Source organism: Pusillimonas sp. SM2304 (assembly GCF_031628915.1).
GTDB lineage: Bacteria > Pseudomonadota > Gammaproteobacteria > Burkholderiales > Burkholderiaceae_B > Pusillimonas_C.
Map to the genome: position 1 here is coordinate 1,187,088 of NZ_JAVLUJ010000001.1, position 16,072 is coordinate 1,203,159.

A 16,072-nucleotide genomic window follows, 5' to 3' on the forward strand; every position below is an offset into this window, starting at 1 on the left:
TATACGTTATTAAATACATAAGGCTTGTGTCATGGCTTGGTATCCTGCCGGCGGCCACGGGTCAGTCGCGCAGCACGCGGAATGCGGTGTCGTGACTGAAGCGGTCGCTGGGGTAGTAGCCTATGCTCACGAACAGTATGTGGTCCCTGCCATCGAGAAACTGCCGGGTGGCTTCGAGCGCCACGTCGTCAGGGTGGGCCTTCAGCAGGTCCGCCGCCTGTTCTCCCAGTTTTACAGCAATGATCTTTTGCCTGACCTCGGCTATCCGGACATCGTGCGCGCGTTCGAGCATCATGTGCACCGGCTCTTGCGATGCTTCTATCAGATCTACTGTGCTGGCATATTCCGGCGCGAAATACATCCGGACCCAGCCCAAGGGTAGATGGGCGCCGACTTCGAATCGCAGGATAGAGGCCTCGACCCATTGACGGTTGAGCTTGCCGCCCAGATGCCTTGCCAGGTCGGCGTCGGCTATGACGGTTTGCAGGTTTATAACGCGCATTTCGGTCGGGCCGGTTGTTTGCGTCAGTTCGCGCAGGGTCGTGACGCCCCGCATGTATCGATGCACCGGTACGGCCGACCGGACGACCGTGCCGATGCCTGCCCGTGAAACGATGTATCCGTCTTCTTTGAGCGTCCTCAAGGCTTCCCGGATGGTGTGCCGGCTGGTATCGAAGCGCTCTTGCAGCTCTGCTTCGGGCGGAATCTTCTGCCCGACCGCGTAGCGGCCGGACTGTATATCGTTAATGAGTAATTCAGCCAGCTTCAGGTAGCGAAAAGGAACCTTCCGCGGAGGATGGCTGGGGGCGGGCTTTGTTGGTTTTCTGTCCATATTGAATGATCACATGAAAGAAGAGTCTTGACCAATGCCAAGCCAGTTTGGTATTGTTCGAACAAATGGATAATTAAAGAGTTATTACGATCAATATAACCATACCAAACGGCATCCCGTGCTGTATTCAAGGTGCATCGGTATACATAAGGAGACAAAAACATGAAATTTCTAAAAATAGCCCAGGTGCTGGCTGTGGCTGCGATGTCATACGGCATCGGTACCGCGCACGCGGAGTATCCCGATAGGCCGGTGAAAATGCTGCTTCCCGTGGCGGCGGGGCAATCCACCGACATCGCCGCGAGGCTGGTGGCCGATGAGCTTTCAAGAAAATGGAAGCAACCCGTTTATGTAGAAAACAAGCCAGGCGGAGCGGGAATCCCCGGCATGATTGCGGGAAAAGAATCCCCTGCCGATGGCTATACGCTCATAGTCGGCGTGATCTCGGGCATGGTCATCAACCCTTCGCTCTTCGCCAAGCTGCCTTACGACACATTCAACGATTTCACGCTGGTCACAGGGCTGTTCCGCAATCCCCTTGTCGTCCTGGCCAACCCGGATGCGCCGGCCGGCTCATTTGACGAATTGGTGGCCGAGGCAAAGAAAGCGCCTGGGCAACTGAGCTGGGGCTTTCCGGGTGTTGGGACAACACAGCATCTGACGGGAGAGTTGCTGGAGTATCTGACCAAAGTGGATATAGAAAATGTGTACTACAAGGGCAGCTCGGCAAACCTCAGTGATCTGATGGGAAACCATATTTCTTATAGCGTCGACAGCATTGCCGCTGCCCTGCCCAACATTCAGTCGGGCAAGCTCAAGGCGCTGGCAACCACGGGGCTGGCCCGCGCCCCGCAGCTACCTGACATACCGACAGTGGCCGAACTTGGCTACAAAGATTTCGAAGGGCAAGGCTTCGGCGGCATCATCTTTCCCAAGGGTGCTCCGGAAGAGGTTATTAAAAAAGTCAATCAGGATGTGCAGGAGATCCTCAAGACTCAAAAAATGCAGGCCGCATTCTCAGACAACGGTCTTGTTCCATTCATTGTGGATCAGGATGAATTCACCAAAGTCGCGCAGTTCGAGCATGACAAATGGCGCGATGTCGTCAAGCGGGCGGGCATTCCCCAGCAGTAGCTGATTACAAAAGCGCAGGCGTCGGCGGCGCATTGTCGGCCGGATGGGCGCAGTTTCTATCACAAAGGAAGTCGTCATGACAAAACCACTTGCGGGGGTCCGTATTGTTTCAGTTGAACAGTTCGGCGCCGCCCCGTATGGATCAATGTTTCTCGCTGATCTTGGGGCGGACGTAATAAAGATCGAAAACCGGGAAAGCAATGGCGACCCCGCGCGGCGTACGGGGCCTTATTTTCTGGGGGACAACGACAGCCAGTACTTTCAGACATGGAATTCGAACAAGCGCAGCGTCGCGCTCGATTTGAAGTCCGCCGAAGGGTTTGAGCAGCTAGAGCGGTTGATCGCCTCTGCCGATGCGGTGATGAATAATCTTCGCGGGGACAAGTCCGCAAAACTGAAGCTCGATTACAAGCATCTGTCGCGCTTGAATCCGGCGATCGTCTGCCTGCATATCTCCGCCTATGGGCGGGATAATGAAAGGGCAGCGTGGCCAGGATACGATTATCTGGCGCAGGCCGAAGCCGGCCTGATGGGGCTGACCGGCGATCCCGATAGACCGCCAACCCGGCTGGGGCCGCCGTCCATTATCGATCACATGACCGGCCTCACGGCCATGACGGGATTGCTGTCCGGCATTATCCAGGCGCGCTCAACGGGTACGGGATGCGATGTCGATACCTGCCTGTTCGACGTTGCCTTGCATCAGCTTGGATACGCAGCGATCTGGTACATGAACGAAGGCTACGTGCCTGCCAGGCTGCCGCGCAGCGCGCATTTCTCGGTAGCGCCCGTCCAGACGTTTCCCACCGCTGACGGATGGGTTTTCATCATGTGCATGACGGACAAATTCTGGCATGCGCTTGTCGATACCTTGGGCAATGACGCCATCAGGAAAGATGCGCGATTCTCCACCGCGGCGCAGCGGGTGGAGCACCGGGAGGCGCTGACGCAAGTGCTTGACGGGGAGTTCAGGGGGAAAAGCACAGAGCAGTGGCTGGGGGTGTTGGGCGGGGTACTGCCTATCGCGCCCGTATACGGGCTGGCGGATGCATTGGACAGCCCGTTCGTTCAGAACAAAGAGATGATCAGCACGCTGGATCATCCGGAGCGCGGCCAGATGCGGGTTCTGGCGAACCCTCTTAAAGTGAATGGCAAGCGGCTTTCCCAGAAAGTATGTTCGCCCATGGGGGCGGATACGGATGCCGTTCTTTCGTCCCAGGCAGTACGCACGTCCAAGTAAAGATCAGGAGATCAAATTGCTGCACATACCTAGCACCGTAAAGGTTGTTGATGTTTCTGCCCGTGATGGTCTGCAGAGTTTCCATCGCTGGGTCGACACCGATACGAAGATTCAAATGGTGGATCGACTGTCCGAGGCCGGATTCTCTGTCATCGAGGTCACTAACTTCGCAAGACCGGCCGTGATTCCCTATCTTAAGGATGCGGAAGAAGTCATGGCGCGGATACGGCGCAAGCCCGGCGTGACCTATCGTGCGCAGGCGCCCAATCCCCGAGGCGCGGAGCGCGCCGTCGAATCGAAAGCCGACGAGATTCTTGGCTTGATCACCGCGAGCGAGGCTTACAACCTTAAGAATCAGAATATGAACCATGAGCAAGGGATAGAAGCGGCAATCAAGACGTTCAATATTGCCGATCGGGCGCATACGCCCTTTGTCATGGCGATAGGGATGGCCTATTTCTGTCCGTACGAAGGGGTGATAGCCGATGAGCGCGTACTGGGCATCGTCGACCGCCTTTATAACGCGGGTATCCGCCGGTACTACTATGCCGGGTCGCTTGGGATGGAAGACCCGCGTCACGTGAATCGCCTGATCCGTAAAACCCTGGACAAATTCCCGAAGGCCGAGGTTGGGTTCCATGCGCATAACTTGGCAGGGACAGGCACGGCGAACATCGTTGCCGCGCTTGATGCAGGGGTGTCATTCGTAGAGGGAAGTGTGTGCGGAATCGGAGGGGGGATTGCCACACCCACGACAATGGGGTCCGTGGGCAATCTGCCGACAGAGGATATCGTTCACTTGCTGAATGAAATGAGCATCGATACAGGGCTGGATACCGAAACCGTGCTGGACGCGGCAAAAGATATTGCCCGGCTCCTGGATATCACCCCGTTGAGCTACCTCAGCCAGTGTGGAACGAGGCGTCAGATCAGCATGACCGCCGCGGCAAATGCGCGTGAGCATCCGGTCTGATCGTTGGCCCAGCTATCTTGCATCTGCTTTACAGCCGGCCCCCTTGATGGGGGCCGGCTGCATTGAGGTATAAATAAATCAACGGTCAGGCAATCTCGATGTCGCACAGCGGCCCGTGCTGCTGGGCGCCGTACACATCGCGATCAAAGCCCGAACCGCTGCCCAGTGTGCCCCAGCGGCGCGGCAGGGTGATCTTGATGGCCCGAACGCGATCGAAAGGGATGACGCGTACCTGTTCGGGCGCTACCTGGTATAGCTTGGCGACATGCTGCGGCGTCAGCACGCCGGCATCGCTGACGCGGCGATACGACGCCTCGGCATTGAACATGATGTCTATGGTGATCTGGAAAGGGCCGGCGTTCTTGCTGCGAAGAACGTCCGCCAGGGACTCAAGCGTGGCCATCGTCTTATACCTCCTCGTACTCGATTGGAAATAGCTGCATGCTCTCGTCGACGTCCATCAAGTGGTAGGCGCTGAATTCATAGACGGCGCCCGCAGGCATGTCGGACGGAGAAAAGGGAAATGCCAGGTTGCCGGCGGTTGTCTTGCGGCCTTCGAACGGACAATGCAGAAAGGATGAGCGCGCCAGGGAAAGCACATAGTTCGCGGTCAGTTGATCGGCGGCGATGGCCTCGATCAGAACGCCGACCTCGCGCGGGGCGATGTGGCGCTGCGGTTCCAGCTCGCCCAGCACCGCATCGCGCCCGTAGTACAGGAACTCGAGCCGAAAGTCGCTGTCGCGCACGGAGGCCTGCAGATTGCGCCGTACGGCCTGCCGCACCGTTTCCTCGATGCGGTCGAGATTCTGGATGACGGCGGCGTCCCGTACACCGGCTATCGTGAACGCACGGTAGCCGATGCGCCGCGCCCCTTCGAGCTTGATCCGCAATTGCGGCGCCGGCGTGTAGCGCGAACCTGAAACGCGCACGGTCTGGCGGTCGATCTGTTCGAACTGTGCCTGGTCCAGGTCGACGCGTCCTTCGGGCTCGTAGATGACGAGCGGGTCGCCTTGTTCGTACATCGTGTGCGCCGCGACCGAATCCGGGGTGCAGATGCGGTGCTCGGCCAAGGGGCGGATCAGGAAGTGGTCTTTGCGGATGACGCCCAGAAGGCTGTCGTTGGGCGCCAGCGGAATGGCGCATTGGGCGCCGCACTCCATGATCTTGGCCATGTGCAGGGCCAGGCCCGGGTCGTAGCCGCGCGCGATGGGCAGGGCGGCATAGATGGCCGTGTCGCAGGCCCTGCCGGCCAGGATGACGTCGGCGCCCGCCGCCAGTGCCGTTGCAAAAGGTGTCGTGCCCATCTGGCCGACAATGCGTTCACTTTCCATGATGGCGCTTTCGGTGAGGGCCGGCACATCGTCCATGGGGGTGATGTGGCCCGTGTTCAGCGCATTGCGGATCACGGTCTTGTCGATCTCGGCGTGGATGGTTGCCAGCTTGAAATGCAGGCCCTCTTCACGGGCGATGTCGAGCAGGATTTCCTTGACCCACTGCAAATTGGGCTCGCCGCCGGCCATGCCGGCGGAACCGATCACAAAGGGCACCTTGGCCGCGCGCGCCCTGACCAGCGCCTGGCCCAGATCGCGCCGGACCTGTTCGCGCTTGACCAAAGCCGTGCCCGACCCCAGGTAATAAGGACCCGCATCGGTGGAACCCGCGTCCCCGCCCAGCAACTGGGGCTTGAGCGCCAGCCCCGCCTCCAGGCTGGCGATATCGTAGCCATAGCCCAGGTTTCCATTCAATGCAATGATGTGCAGTTCTTCCACTTCTTATCTCCTGTTCAATAAATTGCCGCGCTACTCCAGCTTGATGCCGGCGGTTTGCAGAAAGTCGGTCCAGACGGGGATCTCTTGCTTGATGAGTTCGCTGAAGGGCGCGGAGCTCAGGCCCAGCGTATCGAAGCCCAGCGTTTCCAGGCGCTTGGCCATGGCGGGCGATTTCATAGCGGTCTGCGCCGCGCTGTCCAGCTTGTGTACGACGTCGTCCGGGGTCTTGGCGGGCACCACCAGGCCGAACCAGGAGTACACGACGAAGTCGGGGTAGCCGCTTTCGGCGACAGTGGGCACATCAGGCAGGGCGTCCGTGCGCTGCGCCGAAGTGACGGCCAGGGGCCGCAGCTTGCCGCCCCGGATCAAAGGCAGCGCGGCCGCCATGGTTTCGGCGGTGAACAGCGTCACGCCGGCAGCTACTTCGGATACCGACTGGGCCGCGCCTTTATACGGTATATGCGTCGCCTTGGCGCCGACCTGGCGCACGAAACGCTCGCCGGTCAGATGCACGATGGTGCCCATGCCGGAGCTGGCGTAGTTCACATTGCCGGCTTTGAGCCGGGTGATCAGTTCTGCCAGGTTCTTGGGCGCATCGGGGGTGTCGGCCGTGACGATGACGAAATTGGTGCGCGCCAGCCCGGTCACGGCCTTGAAGTCCTTCTGGACACTGTATTTGGCTGATGGGTTCAGATAGGGATTGGTCACCAGGGTGCTGGTGGTTCCCATGGCCATGGTGTAGCCATCGGGTGCCGAGCGGGCGACGTGGTCGGTGCCGACGATGCCGCCGCCCCCCGGCCTGTTTTCGACAATTACGCTTTGCCCCAGCGGTTCCGTCATCGCTTCAGCCAGCATGCGCGACAAGGCATCGCTGCCGGTGCCCGGCGCGAAGGCGACGACGAGCTTGACCGGCTGGTTGGGAAAATCGCCGCTTGCCGAGGCAATGGGTATGATGCCGGCCAGGGCCAGCGCGGCAGCGCCAAGCAGGGCGCCGCGCTGGCGGTTACGCAAAAAGAAGGGGGTCATAGAGTTTGTCTCCTGCAGAGGGGGGGAAATCTTGATGTGGTCAATTCTTCGATCAAATTACACATTAAAACTGAACATACGAAGGTACGGACTTTTAATTTAAGCTAGACTTCCCCCTGGGTCAAGCTTTTTGCATTGCTATGCCATCATGAACATCTATCATCAAGCCCCTCGCTATTCCACCATCGCCGCCAGCCTGGCGGCCGACATCGAGGAAGGGCGCTACCCGGTGGGTACTGCGCTTCCCACCGAGACCGAGTTGCGCATGCAGTATGGGGTCAGCCGGCACACGGTGCGTGAAGCCCTGCGCGAGCTGAAGGATCGCGGCTTGATCGCTTCACGCTCGGGGGTGGGGACGCATGTGCGCGCCCGGCCAAGCGAGCAGCGCTTCATTCACGGGGTCAGCAGTCTTGAGCAACTGTTGCAAGTGGTGGAGTCAACCGAGCAGCAAGTGCTGCGTACGCGCGAGATCACCGCCGATTCAGAATTTGCCAAGACATTGCGCTGCAATGTCGGGCGGCGCTGGCTGGAAGTGCTGGCGCTGCGCCGCGTAGTGGGCGAGCGCGAGCCCATTGGCATGGTGACGTCTTATATACCCCCGGAGCATGCGGGCGTCATTCCGGCGATGGAAACCGCGCATCAGCCCCTTTTCTACTTGGTCGAGCAGCACGGCGGTTCGCGGGTTATGGAAATACGCCAAGAGATCCTGGCCACCACGCTGGACGCCGAGCAGGCCAAGCTGCTGCATGCCGCGCCAAAAGACAATGCGTTGATGATCATTCGCCACCACCTGGATGAGCATGACGAGGTCATCCAGGCGGCAATCGGGGTGTATCCACAGGGCCGCTCAAGCTATGTGACCCAGTTTCGGGTGCACCGCGGCCAGGCGGGCCAGTCTTGAGCCGCCGGATGGCCGGCGGGGGAAATCGGTCAGCGGCAGGACAGCCCCTGGCAGTGTGTCAAGGGTGTCAAAGGCGTCAAAGGCGTCAAGGAATAGGCGTGGGCCGGGCTTCCGGCTCCGCCGGCAAGGGGTCGGCCACCCCCAAGACCGCCGCATGGCGGCGGGCCAGCGTGATCTTGGCCGCGCGTCCGTTGCGCATTTCGGCGTAGGCGCGTTGCAAATCGCCTACGGAAATAGGGTCGCGGCGATCCTGCCAGGCCCACCGCAATACTTCGCGGGCGGGTTCGGACAACTGGCTGGCAAGCAGGGTTACGGTTTCTTCCTTGACCAGCCGAGCGCGTACCGTGCGCTGCGTGCCGCGTACGAAGCCATATAGAAAATAGGCAATAATAAGCGTGCACAGCGCTACGACCGCCCACCAGAAGAAGGGGTTGTACTGCTTCAGCAAGTTGACGGCCTGGACGCCCAGGGCATGCAGGCCGTCGTAATCGATATTGTTGCCGAAGGCGATCAGCCGGTTCAGCAGGTCGTACCATATCAGCACCACGGCAATGATGACCACGGCGCACACGATTTTCTGTGTGGCCGTCAGTTTCAGCAGTGTGTTGCGAAGCAGGGTGCGATCCTGGCTGGTAGGCTGTTGCGTCAAGGGATTTGGTTTCATACAAAGTATTTTAACTATGCAATCGCGTCAGTCTTTAGAACTTCGTCAGCATCAGCAATTGGCGTTGACCCCGCAGCTGCAGCAATCGATACGATTCCTGCAGCTGTCGACGCACGAGCTGGAACTGGAAGTGGCGCAGGCGCTGCAAGAGAATCCACTGCTCGAACGTGAGGAAGAGTATGACACCGATGCGGCCGATACGGTAGCCGATGACGCGCAGGCATTGGAAGAGCGCTGGACGGTGTTGGGTTTAACCAACCGGTCCGCCAACAATAACGCCGACGATGAACCGCAGCGGCCCGAGGCGGCCTTGACGGAAACCCTGCAGGATCACTTGCTGGAACAACTGCGCCTGACGCACGCGCAGCCGCGCGATTGCGCCCTGGTCTCCGTGCTGATCGACGAGCTGGATGAAAACGGCTATTTGCCCACGGGGCTGGACGACATTCTGGCGTATCTGCCCGAGGAACTGGCGGTGGAGCCCGGCGAGCTGCATACTGCGCTGCGGCTGCTGCAGTCTTTCGATCCGCCCGGCGTGGGCGCGCGTTCGCTGAGCGAATGCTTGCGCCTGCAGCTCGATCACCTGCATGGGCTGCCTGGCGGGGCGACGCTGCCGCCGGACGTCCTGGCCGTGGCCCGGCAGGTGGCGGCCGATCACTTGGCACTGCTGGCCACAGGCAACCTGAATCGCCTGCGCGAGGCCCTTGGCTGCGATGCCGACACCCTGCGCGGCGCGCACGCGCTGCTGCTGCAGCTGGAACCCAAGCCCGCGCGTGAATGGGCCACATCGACCGCTGACTACATCATCCCGGATGTGCTGCTGCGCAAGTTGCGGGGCCGGTGGATGGCCAGCGTCAACCCGGCTGTCATGCCGCGCCTGCGGATCAATCCGGTCTATGAAAGCCTGCTGGACAAAGCGCCGGCTGCGCCCGCCATGCAGGCGCAATTGCAACAGGCGCACGGATTGATCAAAAGCATGAACAACCGCTTCGTGACCGTGCTGCGGGTGGCGCAAGCCATAGTCGACCGGCAGCAGGCATTTTTTGAGCAGGGCCAGGGCGCTCTGCGTCCCATGCAACTGCGCGACATTGCCCAGGAGCTTGAGCTGCACGAATCCACGATATCGCGCGCTACCAAGCAAAAGTACGCGCAAACGCCTTGGGGCGTGATCGAGCTCAAGCGTTTCTTCTCTGCCGCGCTGCAAACCGACGATGGCGAGTCCACGACGGCCTCTGCCGTGCGTACGCTGATCCAGAAACTGGTGGCGGAAGAATCCGGCAAGAAACCCCTGTCGGACAGCCAGATTTCGGCGCGTCTTGCCGAACAGGGCGTGAGCATTGCCCGCCGCACCGTCGCCAAGTATCGCGAGGCGGCCGGCATTGAGCCGGCCATTCTGCGCAAAGCGCGCGCGGCGCTGGACCCCCGCTAGCCCATACGTTGTATCGATGTTATGCGCGTGTCATGTGATTGATTTTTTTTGCAAATCAGATGATAATTGTTCTCATGTTTATTTGTATCTGTAATGCCATCACCGAGCGCCAGGTCCAGGCGGCTGTTGCCGAAGGGGCTGCAAGCCTATCTGACCTGCAAGGGCAGTTGGGTGTGGCGTCGTGCTGCGGCTGCTGCGCCGAGACCGCCAGCGAATACCTGCCGGGCGGCCGTTACGCAAGCCAGGCCACCCTGCACCACGAACAAGGCGTATTGGTAGCCAATGCCGCCAACGATTCGGTCGCGCCCATGCTGGAAGTAGCCGTTCGCCGCGCTTGAACCACGTTTTATACATTTTGTATCAATTTTGTTCGACTGAATCCGGACGCCGTTTCCAGGCCTTCCCCGGACTCAAATTTGCTGATTTTATTCCATGAAATCAAGCGTTTCCGGTGCAATGCGTGTCGCCAGACCGCATTAAACGTGCACTCTGCCTGAAACCGCATTTATAAACCGACTCATTCTTATTAGCGCCCCTGCTCGCAGGCCTGTGGGCGCATGGGTGTTTTGCGCCTGGTGCAAGGGCTGTAACTCTCTGGGGCTGCGTGTTAGCCTTGATGTCTATCAACTGTCTATCAACTCCGGTCAAGTGGCTTTGCGCCCGCCGGGCGGCGCCGAAACGGCGCTCGATCGACTAACACGCTTCAGGAGTATGGCCATGAAAGGCGACACGACCGTCATCAAGCATTTGAATGCACAACTTAAAAACGAACTCACCGCCATCAACCAGTACTTTCTGCATGCCCGCATGCTGAATCATTGGGGCCTGACCAAGCTGGGCAAGCACGAATACGATGAATCCATTGGTGAAATGAAGCACGCCGATCGCCTGATCGAGCGGATTTTCATGCTCGACGGCTTGCCCAATCTGCAAGATCTGCACAAGCTGATGATAGGCGAAGACGTGCCCGAGCTTCTGTCCTGTGACCTGAAGCTGGAAACCGGCGCGCAGGCCACGGTCAAGGAAGCCATGGCCTATTGCGAATCGGTGCGCGATTATGTGTCGCGCGATTTGTTCCAGGACATCTTGAACGACACCGAAGAGCATATCGACTGGCTGGAAACGCAAATCGAACTGGTCGACAGGGTCGGCTTGCAAAACTACCTGCAGTCGCAAATGGGCGAACACGAATAAGCGGATGACCCCATAAACGACAGGGGCCGCCTGGATGCAATGTCCGGGCGGCCCCTGTCGCTATGGCCTGTGGCCTACTTACTGTTCGATAGGTCAGAATGACTTGGCCGGACAGTCGCTGACGCGGCCCCAGGCATTGTTGGGCTCGCAATACTTGTTGCGGGCCGTCCAGGCGCAACTGGGCCGGTTGAAGAAGTTTTGCGCGCTGCACGCTTGCAGATCCTGGCGCAAGCTGGCCTGCCAAGCCTGATTGTTCTGGGTGGCAACAGGGGGCGGCGGCGGTGGGGGCGGCGCCATCTCGATGGGCTGCAGAGGGGCATTTGATGCGCCATTGAATGTCCCGCTGCCCAGCCCCAGGCCGCTGATATCGGCAATGCCTTGCAGGCCTGGGTTGCCGCCATTGTTCATTTCGGCAATCTGGATGGCCTCGTCCATGCTGATCGTGGTGGTGGCCAGGTCGATGGCCGCGGTGGACTTGGTTTCTTCCAGCGAGGTTTCGGGTATTTCCCAGGCGATCTGCCCGGGGGCCTCGGGCACGCCCAATTGCCCATTGATCAGCGGCTGGGGCGGCTGCGCCATATAGGGCAGGCCATCGGCGTCCAGCACGGGTACCTCGGACAGCTCGGGATGCTCGGGCATGGGGGGCGCGACCGGGCCATGGGCCACCAGCCAGTCGCCCAGGCGCAAGCCACCCCACGCCGAGGCGCCTGCTGCTACGATCAGTACTGCAAAAATAATACGCCAGGACATTTTTTTCCTCTGTCTGGAAAGGCTAATTCCATTTCCGCATCAAACGGGAATGCGCAGGCAACGTGCAAGCGCCTGCCGTGGCGCCCAGGGCAAGCCAAGCCGGAAAGTGCACGCCCGATGGAAATGGAGCAACCAGTATATATCCGCCTTTTTATGCGTGCTGCGCAAACACCTGACCCCCGTGCTCGCGCATGGCATGGAATGTAATGCCTGGATAGAGCTCTTGCGCAACACGCAACTGCGCAGGGGAACTCGCCAGGAACGCGGCGGCATCGACGACATCATAGGCGATGTTTGCGGCATTGGCGTTCATGAATTTTCTCAGAACCTGCGGGTCGTCGGCTGTAAACCAACGTGCCATGTTGTAACGCGAAGGCATCAGGCGCGCATCGACGCCGTACTCGGTCTTCAGGCGATGGGCGACCACTTCAAACTGCAATTGGCCCACGGCACCCAGCAACAGGGCGCCGCCTGCCGCCTCCGGCCGAAAGACCTGGATGGCGCCTTCTTCGCCCAACTGCGTCAGGCCGATGCGTAACTGCTTGGTCCGTAAAGGATCTTTGACTTCGACGGCCTGGAACAGTTCCGGCGCAAAAAAGGGAAGGCCGGTGAACTGCAGGTTTTCGCCCTCAGTCAGCACGTCGCCCAGCTGCAATACACCGTGGTTGGGGATGCCGATGACATCGCCCGCGTAGGCCTCGTCCAGCAGCTCGCGCCGCTGCGACAGAAAGGATACGACGTTGTTGGGGCGGATTTCCTTGTTGGTGCGCGATACTTTCAAGCGCATGCCGCGCTCGAAACGCCCCGAACTGACGCGGACGAAGGCGACGCGGTCGCGGTGGGCCGGGTCCATATTGGCCTGCACTTTGAAGATCACGCCGCTGAACTTGGGCTCGTCGGGCTGCACATCGCGCTGCAGGGCCGTGCGCGCGCCGGGCTTGGGCGCCAGGTCGACCAGGGCGTCCAGGACTTCCCGCACGCCGAAGTTGTTGATGGCGGAACCGAAGAAAACCGGTGTCTGCTTGCCGGCCAGGAAGGCTTCGTGATCGAACTGCGGCGCGGCGGCCTGGATCAACTCGATCTCTTCGCTGGCCTTGGCGAAGGCGTCGCCGAAGCGTTCGGCAATGGCCGGATTGTCCAGGCCGTCGATCAAGTCGTCTTCGCTGTTGCGGCGTTCCTGCCCCGCGCGGAAGACACGCATGCGGTCGCGCGGTATGTCGAATACGCCGCCGAACGAGCGGCCCATGCCGACCGGCCATGAAAATGGCACGGCGTCCATGGCCAGGTGCGACTCGATCTCGGACAGCAGGTTCAAAGGCTCCTGCACTTCACGGTCGAGTTTGTTGATGAAGGTGATGATGGGGGTGTTGCGCGCGCGGCAGACCTGCAGCAGGCGTATGGTTTGCGGTTCGACGCCGTTGGCCGCGTCGATCACCATCAAGGCGGCATCCACCGCGGTCAGCACGCGATAGGTGTCTTCGGAAAAGTCCTGGTGTCCCGGCGTGTCGAGCAGATTCAGCACGCAGTCCCGGTATTCCATCTGCATGACGGACGAGGCCACCGAGATGCCGCGTTGCTTTTCGATCTCCATCCAGTCGGACGAAGCATGCCGGCTGGCCTTGCGCGCCTTGACGCTGCCGGCGATCTGGATGGCGCCCGCGAACAGCAGCAGCTTTTCCGTCAGGGTGGTCTTGCCCGCGTCGGGGTGGGAAATAATGGCAAAGGTGCGTCGCCGCGCGACTTCTTGGGAAATACTCATGGATTATTTATGATGGCTAAACGATGCCAGCACCGTACCGGCCAGGATGAACATGGCGCCGAAGGTGCGATTGAGCCAGCGTATATGACGCGGGCTGCGCAACATCCGCAATATGCGGGCGGCCAGCGTGGTGTAGCACGCCATGGCGACCATGTCGGTAAAGCACAGGGTCGCCGCAATGGCCGCATACTGCAGCGCCAGGGGTTGCGATAGGTTCAGGAACTGCGGCACCACCGCCAGCAGGAATACGGTGCCCTTGGGATTGGTGATGTTGATCAGGCAGCCTCGCACCACCAGTTCGCGCGCCTTGAAGGGCGCGGGGTCGTGGGCCTCGACGGCCACCGGGGCGGCGTCGGTGCGAAACTGCTTCCAGCCCAGGTAGATCAGGTAGACCACGCCCAGCCATTTGACGATGGCGAAAGCGGCTTCCGAAGCGGCCAGCAGCGCGCCCAGCCCGACCGCGACGACCAGGAACTGGATCAAGATGCCCAGCAACAGGCCGACCGTGGTCCAGTAGCCGCGCCTGAAGCCATACTTCAGGCCCGACGCCATGGCGGAGATCGCGCCGGGGCCGGGCGAAAAGGAAATGGCCCAGGACGCCGCGAAAAAGGCAAGCCAGGTGGATAAAGACATAAATCGATCAGCCGGGTTGGGAAGCCGAAATAATACGCTTTATTTTCCCAGCAATGCGGCGCGCTGCCCGCCATTGCCGCGGCTGGCGCCGCTGCGGGGGCGGGCCTGGCCGGAAGCCGGCTGCCCGGTTCGCGCAGCGCCATTGGCGGGGCGGCCCGAGCCGCTTTCGCCGCGGGGCCTGCCGGCGGAACGCGCGCCCGGCCGGGCGCCGTTGTTGCCGCCGCCATTACCGGGACGGCGCGGCGTGTTCGAGCGCCGTGGCCGGTCTTCGTCACTGGCCCGCACGTGGGCCGGTTCGGCCTTGACCATGTCGGGCGACCAGCCTTCGATGGTGGTCCGGTCGATGGGCCGCTTGATCAGCTTTTCGATCGCATTGAGCAGCTTGATTTCGGAACGGTCCACCAGCGACATGGCGGAACCCGCGCTGCCCGCCCGGCCGGTGCGGCCGATGCGGTGCACGTAATCTTCAGGCACATTGGGCAGTTCGAAGTTGACGACATGGGGCAACTGGTCGATATCGATGCCGCGTGCCGCGATGTCGGTGGCCACCAGCACGGCGACCTTGCCATCTTTGAAGCCGGCCAGGGCGCGCGTACGCGCCGCCTGGCTCTTGTTGCCGTGTATGGCCGCTGCCGACAGGCCGTCTTTGACCAATTTTTCGGCCAGGCGATTGGCGCCGTGCTTGGTGCGGGTGAACACCAGCACCTGATGCCAGCCGCTTTCGCGAATGATGTAGCTGAGCAGATCGCGCTTGTGGGCCTGTTCGGTCAGCACCATGCTTTGGGCAACCAGTTCCGAAGCCGTGTTGCGGCGCGCCACCGAGATTTCGATCGGATCGTTCAGCACGCCTTTGGACAACTCGCGGATTTCGTCCGAGAACGTGGCCGAGAACAGCAAATTCTGGCGCTTCTTGGGCAGCAGGGCCAGAATGCGGCGGATGTCGCGGATAAAGCCCATGTCCAGCATGCGGTCGGCTTCGTCCAGCACCAGGATTTCGACGCCCGACAGGTCGACCGTTTTTTGCTGGGCATGATCCAGCAGGCGGCCGGGGGTGGCGACCAGGATGTCCAGCGGTTTGCGCAAGGCGCTGATCTGCGGATTGATGTTGACGCCGCCGAACATCACCATGGAACGCACCGAGGTGTGACGCCCGTAAGTACGTACGGATTCTTCCACCTGGGCGGTCAGTTCGCGTGTCGGGGTCAGGATCAGCACGCGCGGCTGGCCCGGCTTGCGGCCCTGGGCAGGGTTTTGCAGCAAGCGGTGCAGGATGGGCAGGGTAAAGCCGGCGGTCTTGCCGGTGCCGGTTTGCGCCGCGGCCAGCAAATCGCCTCCCTTGATGACTTGGGGGATGGCCTGGGCCTGGATGGGGGTGGGGTGCTCGTAACCGGTGTCGGCCACAGCACGCAAAAGGGGGTCTGCCAGCCCAAGGGCGGCAAAGGGGGTTGGATTACTCAAGAAATCACTCCAGCGACAGCCTATCGCTCGAGTCGAGAGATACCAATCTAGGCAGACGATAAAAGTAGTTAGATAGCAAAAAAGCTAAAGGCAAGGCCAGAACGGCCTGCAGGCAGTGCGCTGACTGGTGCGGCGCACAATTGACCATTGTAGCGTACTTGGGCTGGATGGGCAGCATTTGTTTTGCGCAGTGTGCGCAACACGCCGGGCACAGCGTCAAGAATAGTCAAATTGGCTGGCGCGCAGTCCGCCCTGCGCCCGGCGTATTGGCAAGCGGGGCGCAACCTGCTGTAATTTGCCTGTTCCTTTT

The 16,072-nt window shown here is 60.6% G+C and carries 16 protein-coding genes; 7 read left to right on the plus strand and 9 right to left on the minus strand.

Annotated elements, in window-relative coordinates; all coding sequences use genetic code 11:
- Positions 1–61 precede the first annotated feature (61 nt).
- Positions 62–832: a GntR family transcriptional regulator gene (locus tag RE432_RS05385; RefSeq protein WP_310932220.1), complete on the minus strand. Its 771-nt coding sequence runs from the start codon at positions 830–832 to the stop codon at positions 62–64.
- 162 nt (positions 833–994) lie between these two features.
- On the opposite strand from RE432_RS05385, the gene RE432_RS05390 reads away from it, so the two are divergent.
- The 3 genes from RE432_RS05390 (at position 995) to RE432_RS05400 (ending at position 4,179) form a co-directional block, all read left to right on the plus strand.
- The gene (locus RE432_RS05390; RefSeq protein ID WP_310932222.1) at positions 995–1,966 is read left to right on the plus strand and encodes a tripartite tricarboxylate transporter substrate binding protein; all 972 of its coding nucleotides are present in this window, start codon (positions 995–997) and stop codon (positions 1,964–1,966) included.
- Between the two features lie 76 nt (positions 1,967–2,042).
- A complete protein-coding gene (locus RE432_RS05395; protein WP_310932223.1) occupies positions 2,043–3,206 on the plus strand; it encodes a CoA transferase in 1,164 nt (387 codons plus the stop codon).
- A gap of 16 nt (positions 3,207–3,222) precedes the next feature.
- Positions 3,223–4,179, plus strand: a complete 957-nt coding sequence (locus RE432_RS05400; protein ID WP_310932224.1) for a hydroxymethylglutaryl-CoA lyase — start codon at positions 3,223–3,225, stop codon at positions 4,177–4,179.
- A gap of 85 nt (positions 4,180–4,264) precedes the next feature.
- Here the strand turns inward: RE432_RS05400 and RE432_RS05405 are convergent, their stop codons facing one another.
- From RE432_RS05405 to RE432_RS05415, 3 genes are read right to left on the minus strand one after another with little or no spacing between them, the layout of a single operon-like run.
- Positions 4,265–4,582: a DUF4387 domain-containing protein gene (locus RE432_RS05405; protein WP_310932226.1), complete on the minus strand. Its 318-nt coding sequence runs from the start codon at positions 4,580–4,582 to the stop codon at positions 4,265–4,267.
- A gap of 4 nt (positions 4,583–4,586) precedes the next feature.
- Positions 4,587–5,948, minus strand: a complete 1,362-nt coding sequence (locus tag RE432_RS05410) for an acyclic terpene utilization AtuA family protein (RefSeq protein ID WP_310932227.1) — start codon at positions 5,946–5,948, stop codon at positions 4,587–4,589.
- A gap of 30 nt (positions 5,949–5,978) precedes the next feature.
- Positions 5,979–6,974, minus strand: a complete 996-nt coding sequence (locus RE432_RS05415; RefSeq protein ID WP_310932229.1) for a tripartite tricarboxylate transporter substrate binding protein — start codon at positions 6,972–6,974, stop codon at positions 5,979–5,981.
- 148 nt (positions 6,975–7,122) lie between these two features.
- Here RE432_RS05415 and RE432_RS05420 point away from each other — a divergent pair, with 148 nt between their 5' ends.
- Positions 7,123–7,875 carry a GntR family transcriptional regulator gene (locus RE432_RS05420; RefSeq protein WP_310932231.1) on the plus strand — a complete coding sequence of 251 codons (753 nt, stop codon included), beginning with the start codon at positions 7,123–7,125 and terminating at the stop codon, positions 7,873–7,875.
- A gap of 85 nt (positions 7,876–7,960) precedes the next feature.
- Here the strand turns inward: RE432_RS05420 and RE432_RS05425 are convergent, their stop codons facing one another.
- Positions 7,961–8,539: a hypothetical protein gene (locus tag RE432_RS05425; protein ID WP_310932232.1), complete on the minus strand. Its 579-nt coding sequence runs from the start codon at positions 8,537–8,539 to the stop codon at positions 7,961–7,963.
- Positions 8,540–8,555: 16 nt separating this feature from the next.
- On the opposite strand from RE432_RS05425, the gene rpoN reads away from it, so the two are divergent.
- The 3 genes from rpoN (at position 8,556) to bfr (ending at position 11,162) form a co-directional block, all read left to right on the plus strand.
- Positions 8,556–9,968 (plus strand): RNA polymerase factor sigma-54, encoded by a 1,413-nt coding sequence (gene rpoN / locus RE432_RS05430; RefSeq protein ID WP_310932233.1) that lies wholly within the window; start codon positions 8,556–8,558, stop codon positions 9,966–9,968.
- 74 nt (positions 9,969–10,042) lie between these two features.
- The gene (locus RE432_RS05435; protein WP_310932234.1) at positions 10,043–10,306 is read left to right on the plus strand and encodes a (2Fe-2S)-binding protein; all 264 of its coding nucleotides are present in this window, start codon (positions 10,043–10,045) and stop codon (positions 10,304–10,306) included.
- A 379-nt stretch (positions 10,307–10,685) separates the two neighbouring features.
- The gene (bfr, locus tag RE432_RS05440) at positions 10,686–11,162 is read left to right on the plus strand and encodes a bacterioferritin (RefSeq protein WP_310932235.1); all 477 of its coding nucleotides are present in this window, start codon (positions 10,686–10,688) and stop codon (positions 11,160–11,162) included.
- Positions 11,163–11,255: 93 nt separating this feature from the next.
- Here bfr and RE432_RS05445 read toward each other — a convergent pair whose 3' ends face one another.
- The 4 genes from RE432_RS05445 to RE432_RS05460 all read right to left on the minus strand — a co-directional run bounded on the left by RE432_RS05445 (position 11,256) and on the right by RE432_RS05460 (position 15,762).
- Positions 11,256–11,912 carry a hypothetical protein gene (locus RE432_RS05445; protein ID WP_310932236.1) on the minus strand — a complete coding sequence of 219 codons (657 nt, stop codon included), beginning with the start codon at positions 11,910–11,912 and terminating at the stop codon, positions 11,256–11,258.
- Between the two features lie 151 nt (positions 11,913–12,063).
- Positions 12,064–13,671: a peptide chain release factor 3 gene (locus tag RE432_RS05450; RefSeq protein WP_310932237.1), complete on the minus strand. Its 1,608-nt coding sequence runs from the start codon at positions 13,669–13,671 to the stop codon at positions 12,064–12,066.
- Between the two features lie 3 nt (positions 13,672–13,674).
- Positions 13,675–14,304: a LysE family transporter gene (locus RE432_RS05455; protein WP_310932238.1), complete on the minus strand. Its 630-nt coding sequence runs from the start codon at positions 14,302–14,304 to the stop codon at positions 13,675–13,677.
- Between the two features lie 39 nt (positions 14,305–14,343).
- On the minus strand, positions 14,344–15,762 hold the full coding sequence (locus tag RE432_RS05460; RefSeq protein ID WP_310932239.1) for a DEAD/DEAH box helicase: 1,419 nt from the start codon (positions 15,760–15,762) through the stop codon (positions 14,344–14,346).
- Positions 15,763–16,072 lie beyond the last annotated feature (310 nt).

Excerpts from the sequence above, each read along its gene's own strand:
- rpoN (WP_310932233.1), top strand. The coding sequence starts at position 8,556 with ATGCAATCGCGTCAGTCTTTAGAACTTCGTCAGCATCAGCAATTGGCG.
- RE432_RS05390 (WP_310932222.1), top strand. The coding sequence starts at position 995 with ATGAAATTTCTAAAAATAGCCCAGGTGCTGGCTGTGGCTGCGATGTCA.
- RE432_RS05420 (WP_310932231.1), top strand. The coding sequence starts at position 7,123 with ATGAACATCTATCATCAAGCCCCTCGCTATTCCACCATCGCCGCCAGC.
- RE432_RS05425 (WP_310932232.1), bottom strand. The coding sequence starts at position 8,539 with ATGAAACCAAATCCCTTGACGCAACAGCCTACCAGCCAGGATCGCACC.
- RE432_RS05415 (WP_310932229.1), bottom strand. The coding sequence starts at position 6,974 with ATGACCCCCTTCTTTTTGCGTAACCGCCAGCGCGGCGCCCTGCTTGGC.
- RE432_RS05405 (WP_310932226.1), bottom strand. The coding sequence starts at position 4,582 with ATGGCCACGCTTGAGTCCCTGGCGGACGTTCTTCGCAGCAAGAACGCC.
- RE432_RS05435 (WP_310932234.1), top strand. The coding sequence starts at position 10,043 with ATGTTTATTTGTATCTGTAATGCCATCACCGAGCGCCAGGTCCAGGCG.
- RE432_RS05385 (WP_310932220.1), bottom strand. The coding sequence starts at position 832 with ATGGACAGAAAACCAACAAAGCCCGCCCCCAGCCATCCTCCGCGGAAG.
- bfr (WP_310932235.1), top strand. The coding sequence starts at position 10,686 with ATGAAAGGCGACACGACCGTCATCAAGCATTTGAATGCACAACTTAAA.
- RE432_RS05450 (WP_310932237.1), bottom strand. The coding sequence starts at position 13,671 with ATGAGTATTTCCCAAGAAGTCGCGCGGCGACGCACCTTTGCCATTATT.
- RE432_RS05445 (WP_310932236.1), bottom strand. The coding sequence starts at position 11,912 with ATGTCCTGGCGTATTATTTTTGCAGTACTGATCGTAGCAGCAGGCGCC.
- RE432_RS05455 (WP_310932238.1), bottom strand. The coding sequence starts at position 14,304 with ATGTCTTTATCCACCTGGCTTGCCTTTTTCGCGGCGTCCTGGGCCATT.
- RE432_RS05395 (WP_310932223.1), top strand. The coding sequence starts at position 2,043 with ATGACAAAACCACTTGCGGGGGTCCGTATTGTTTCAGTTGAACAGTTC.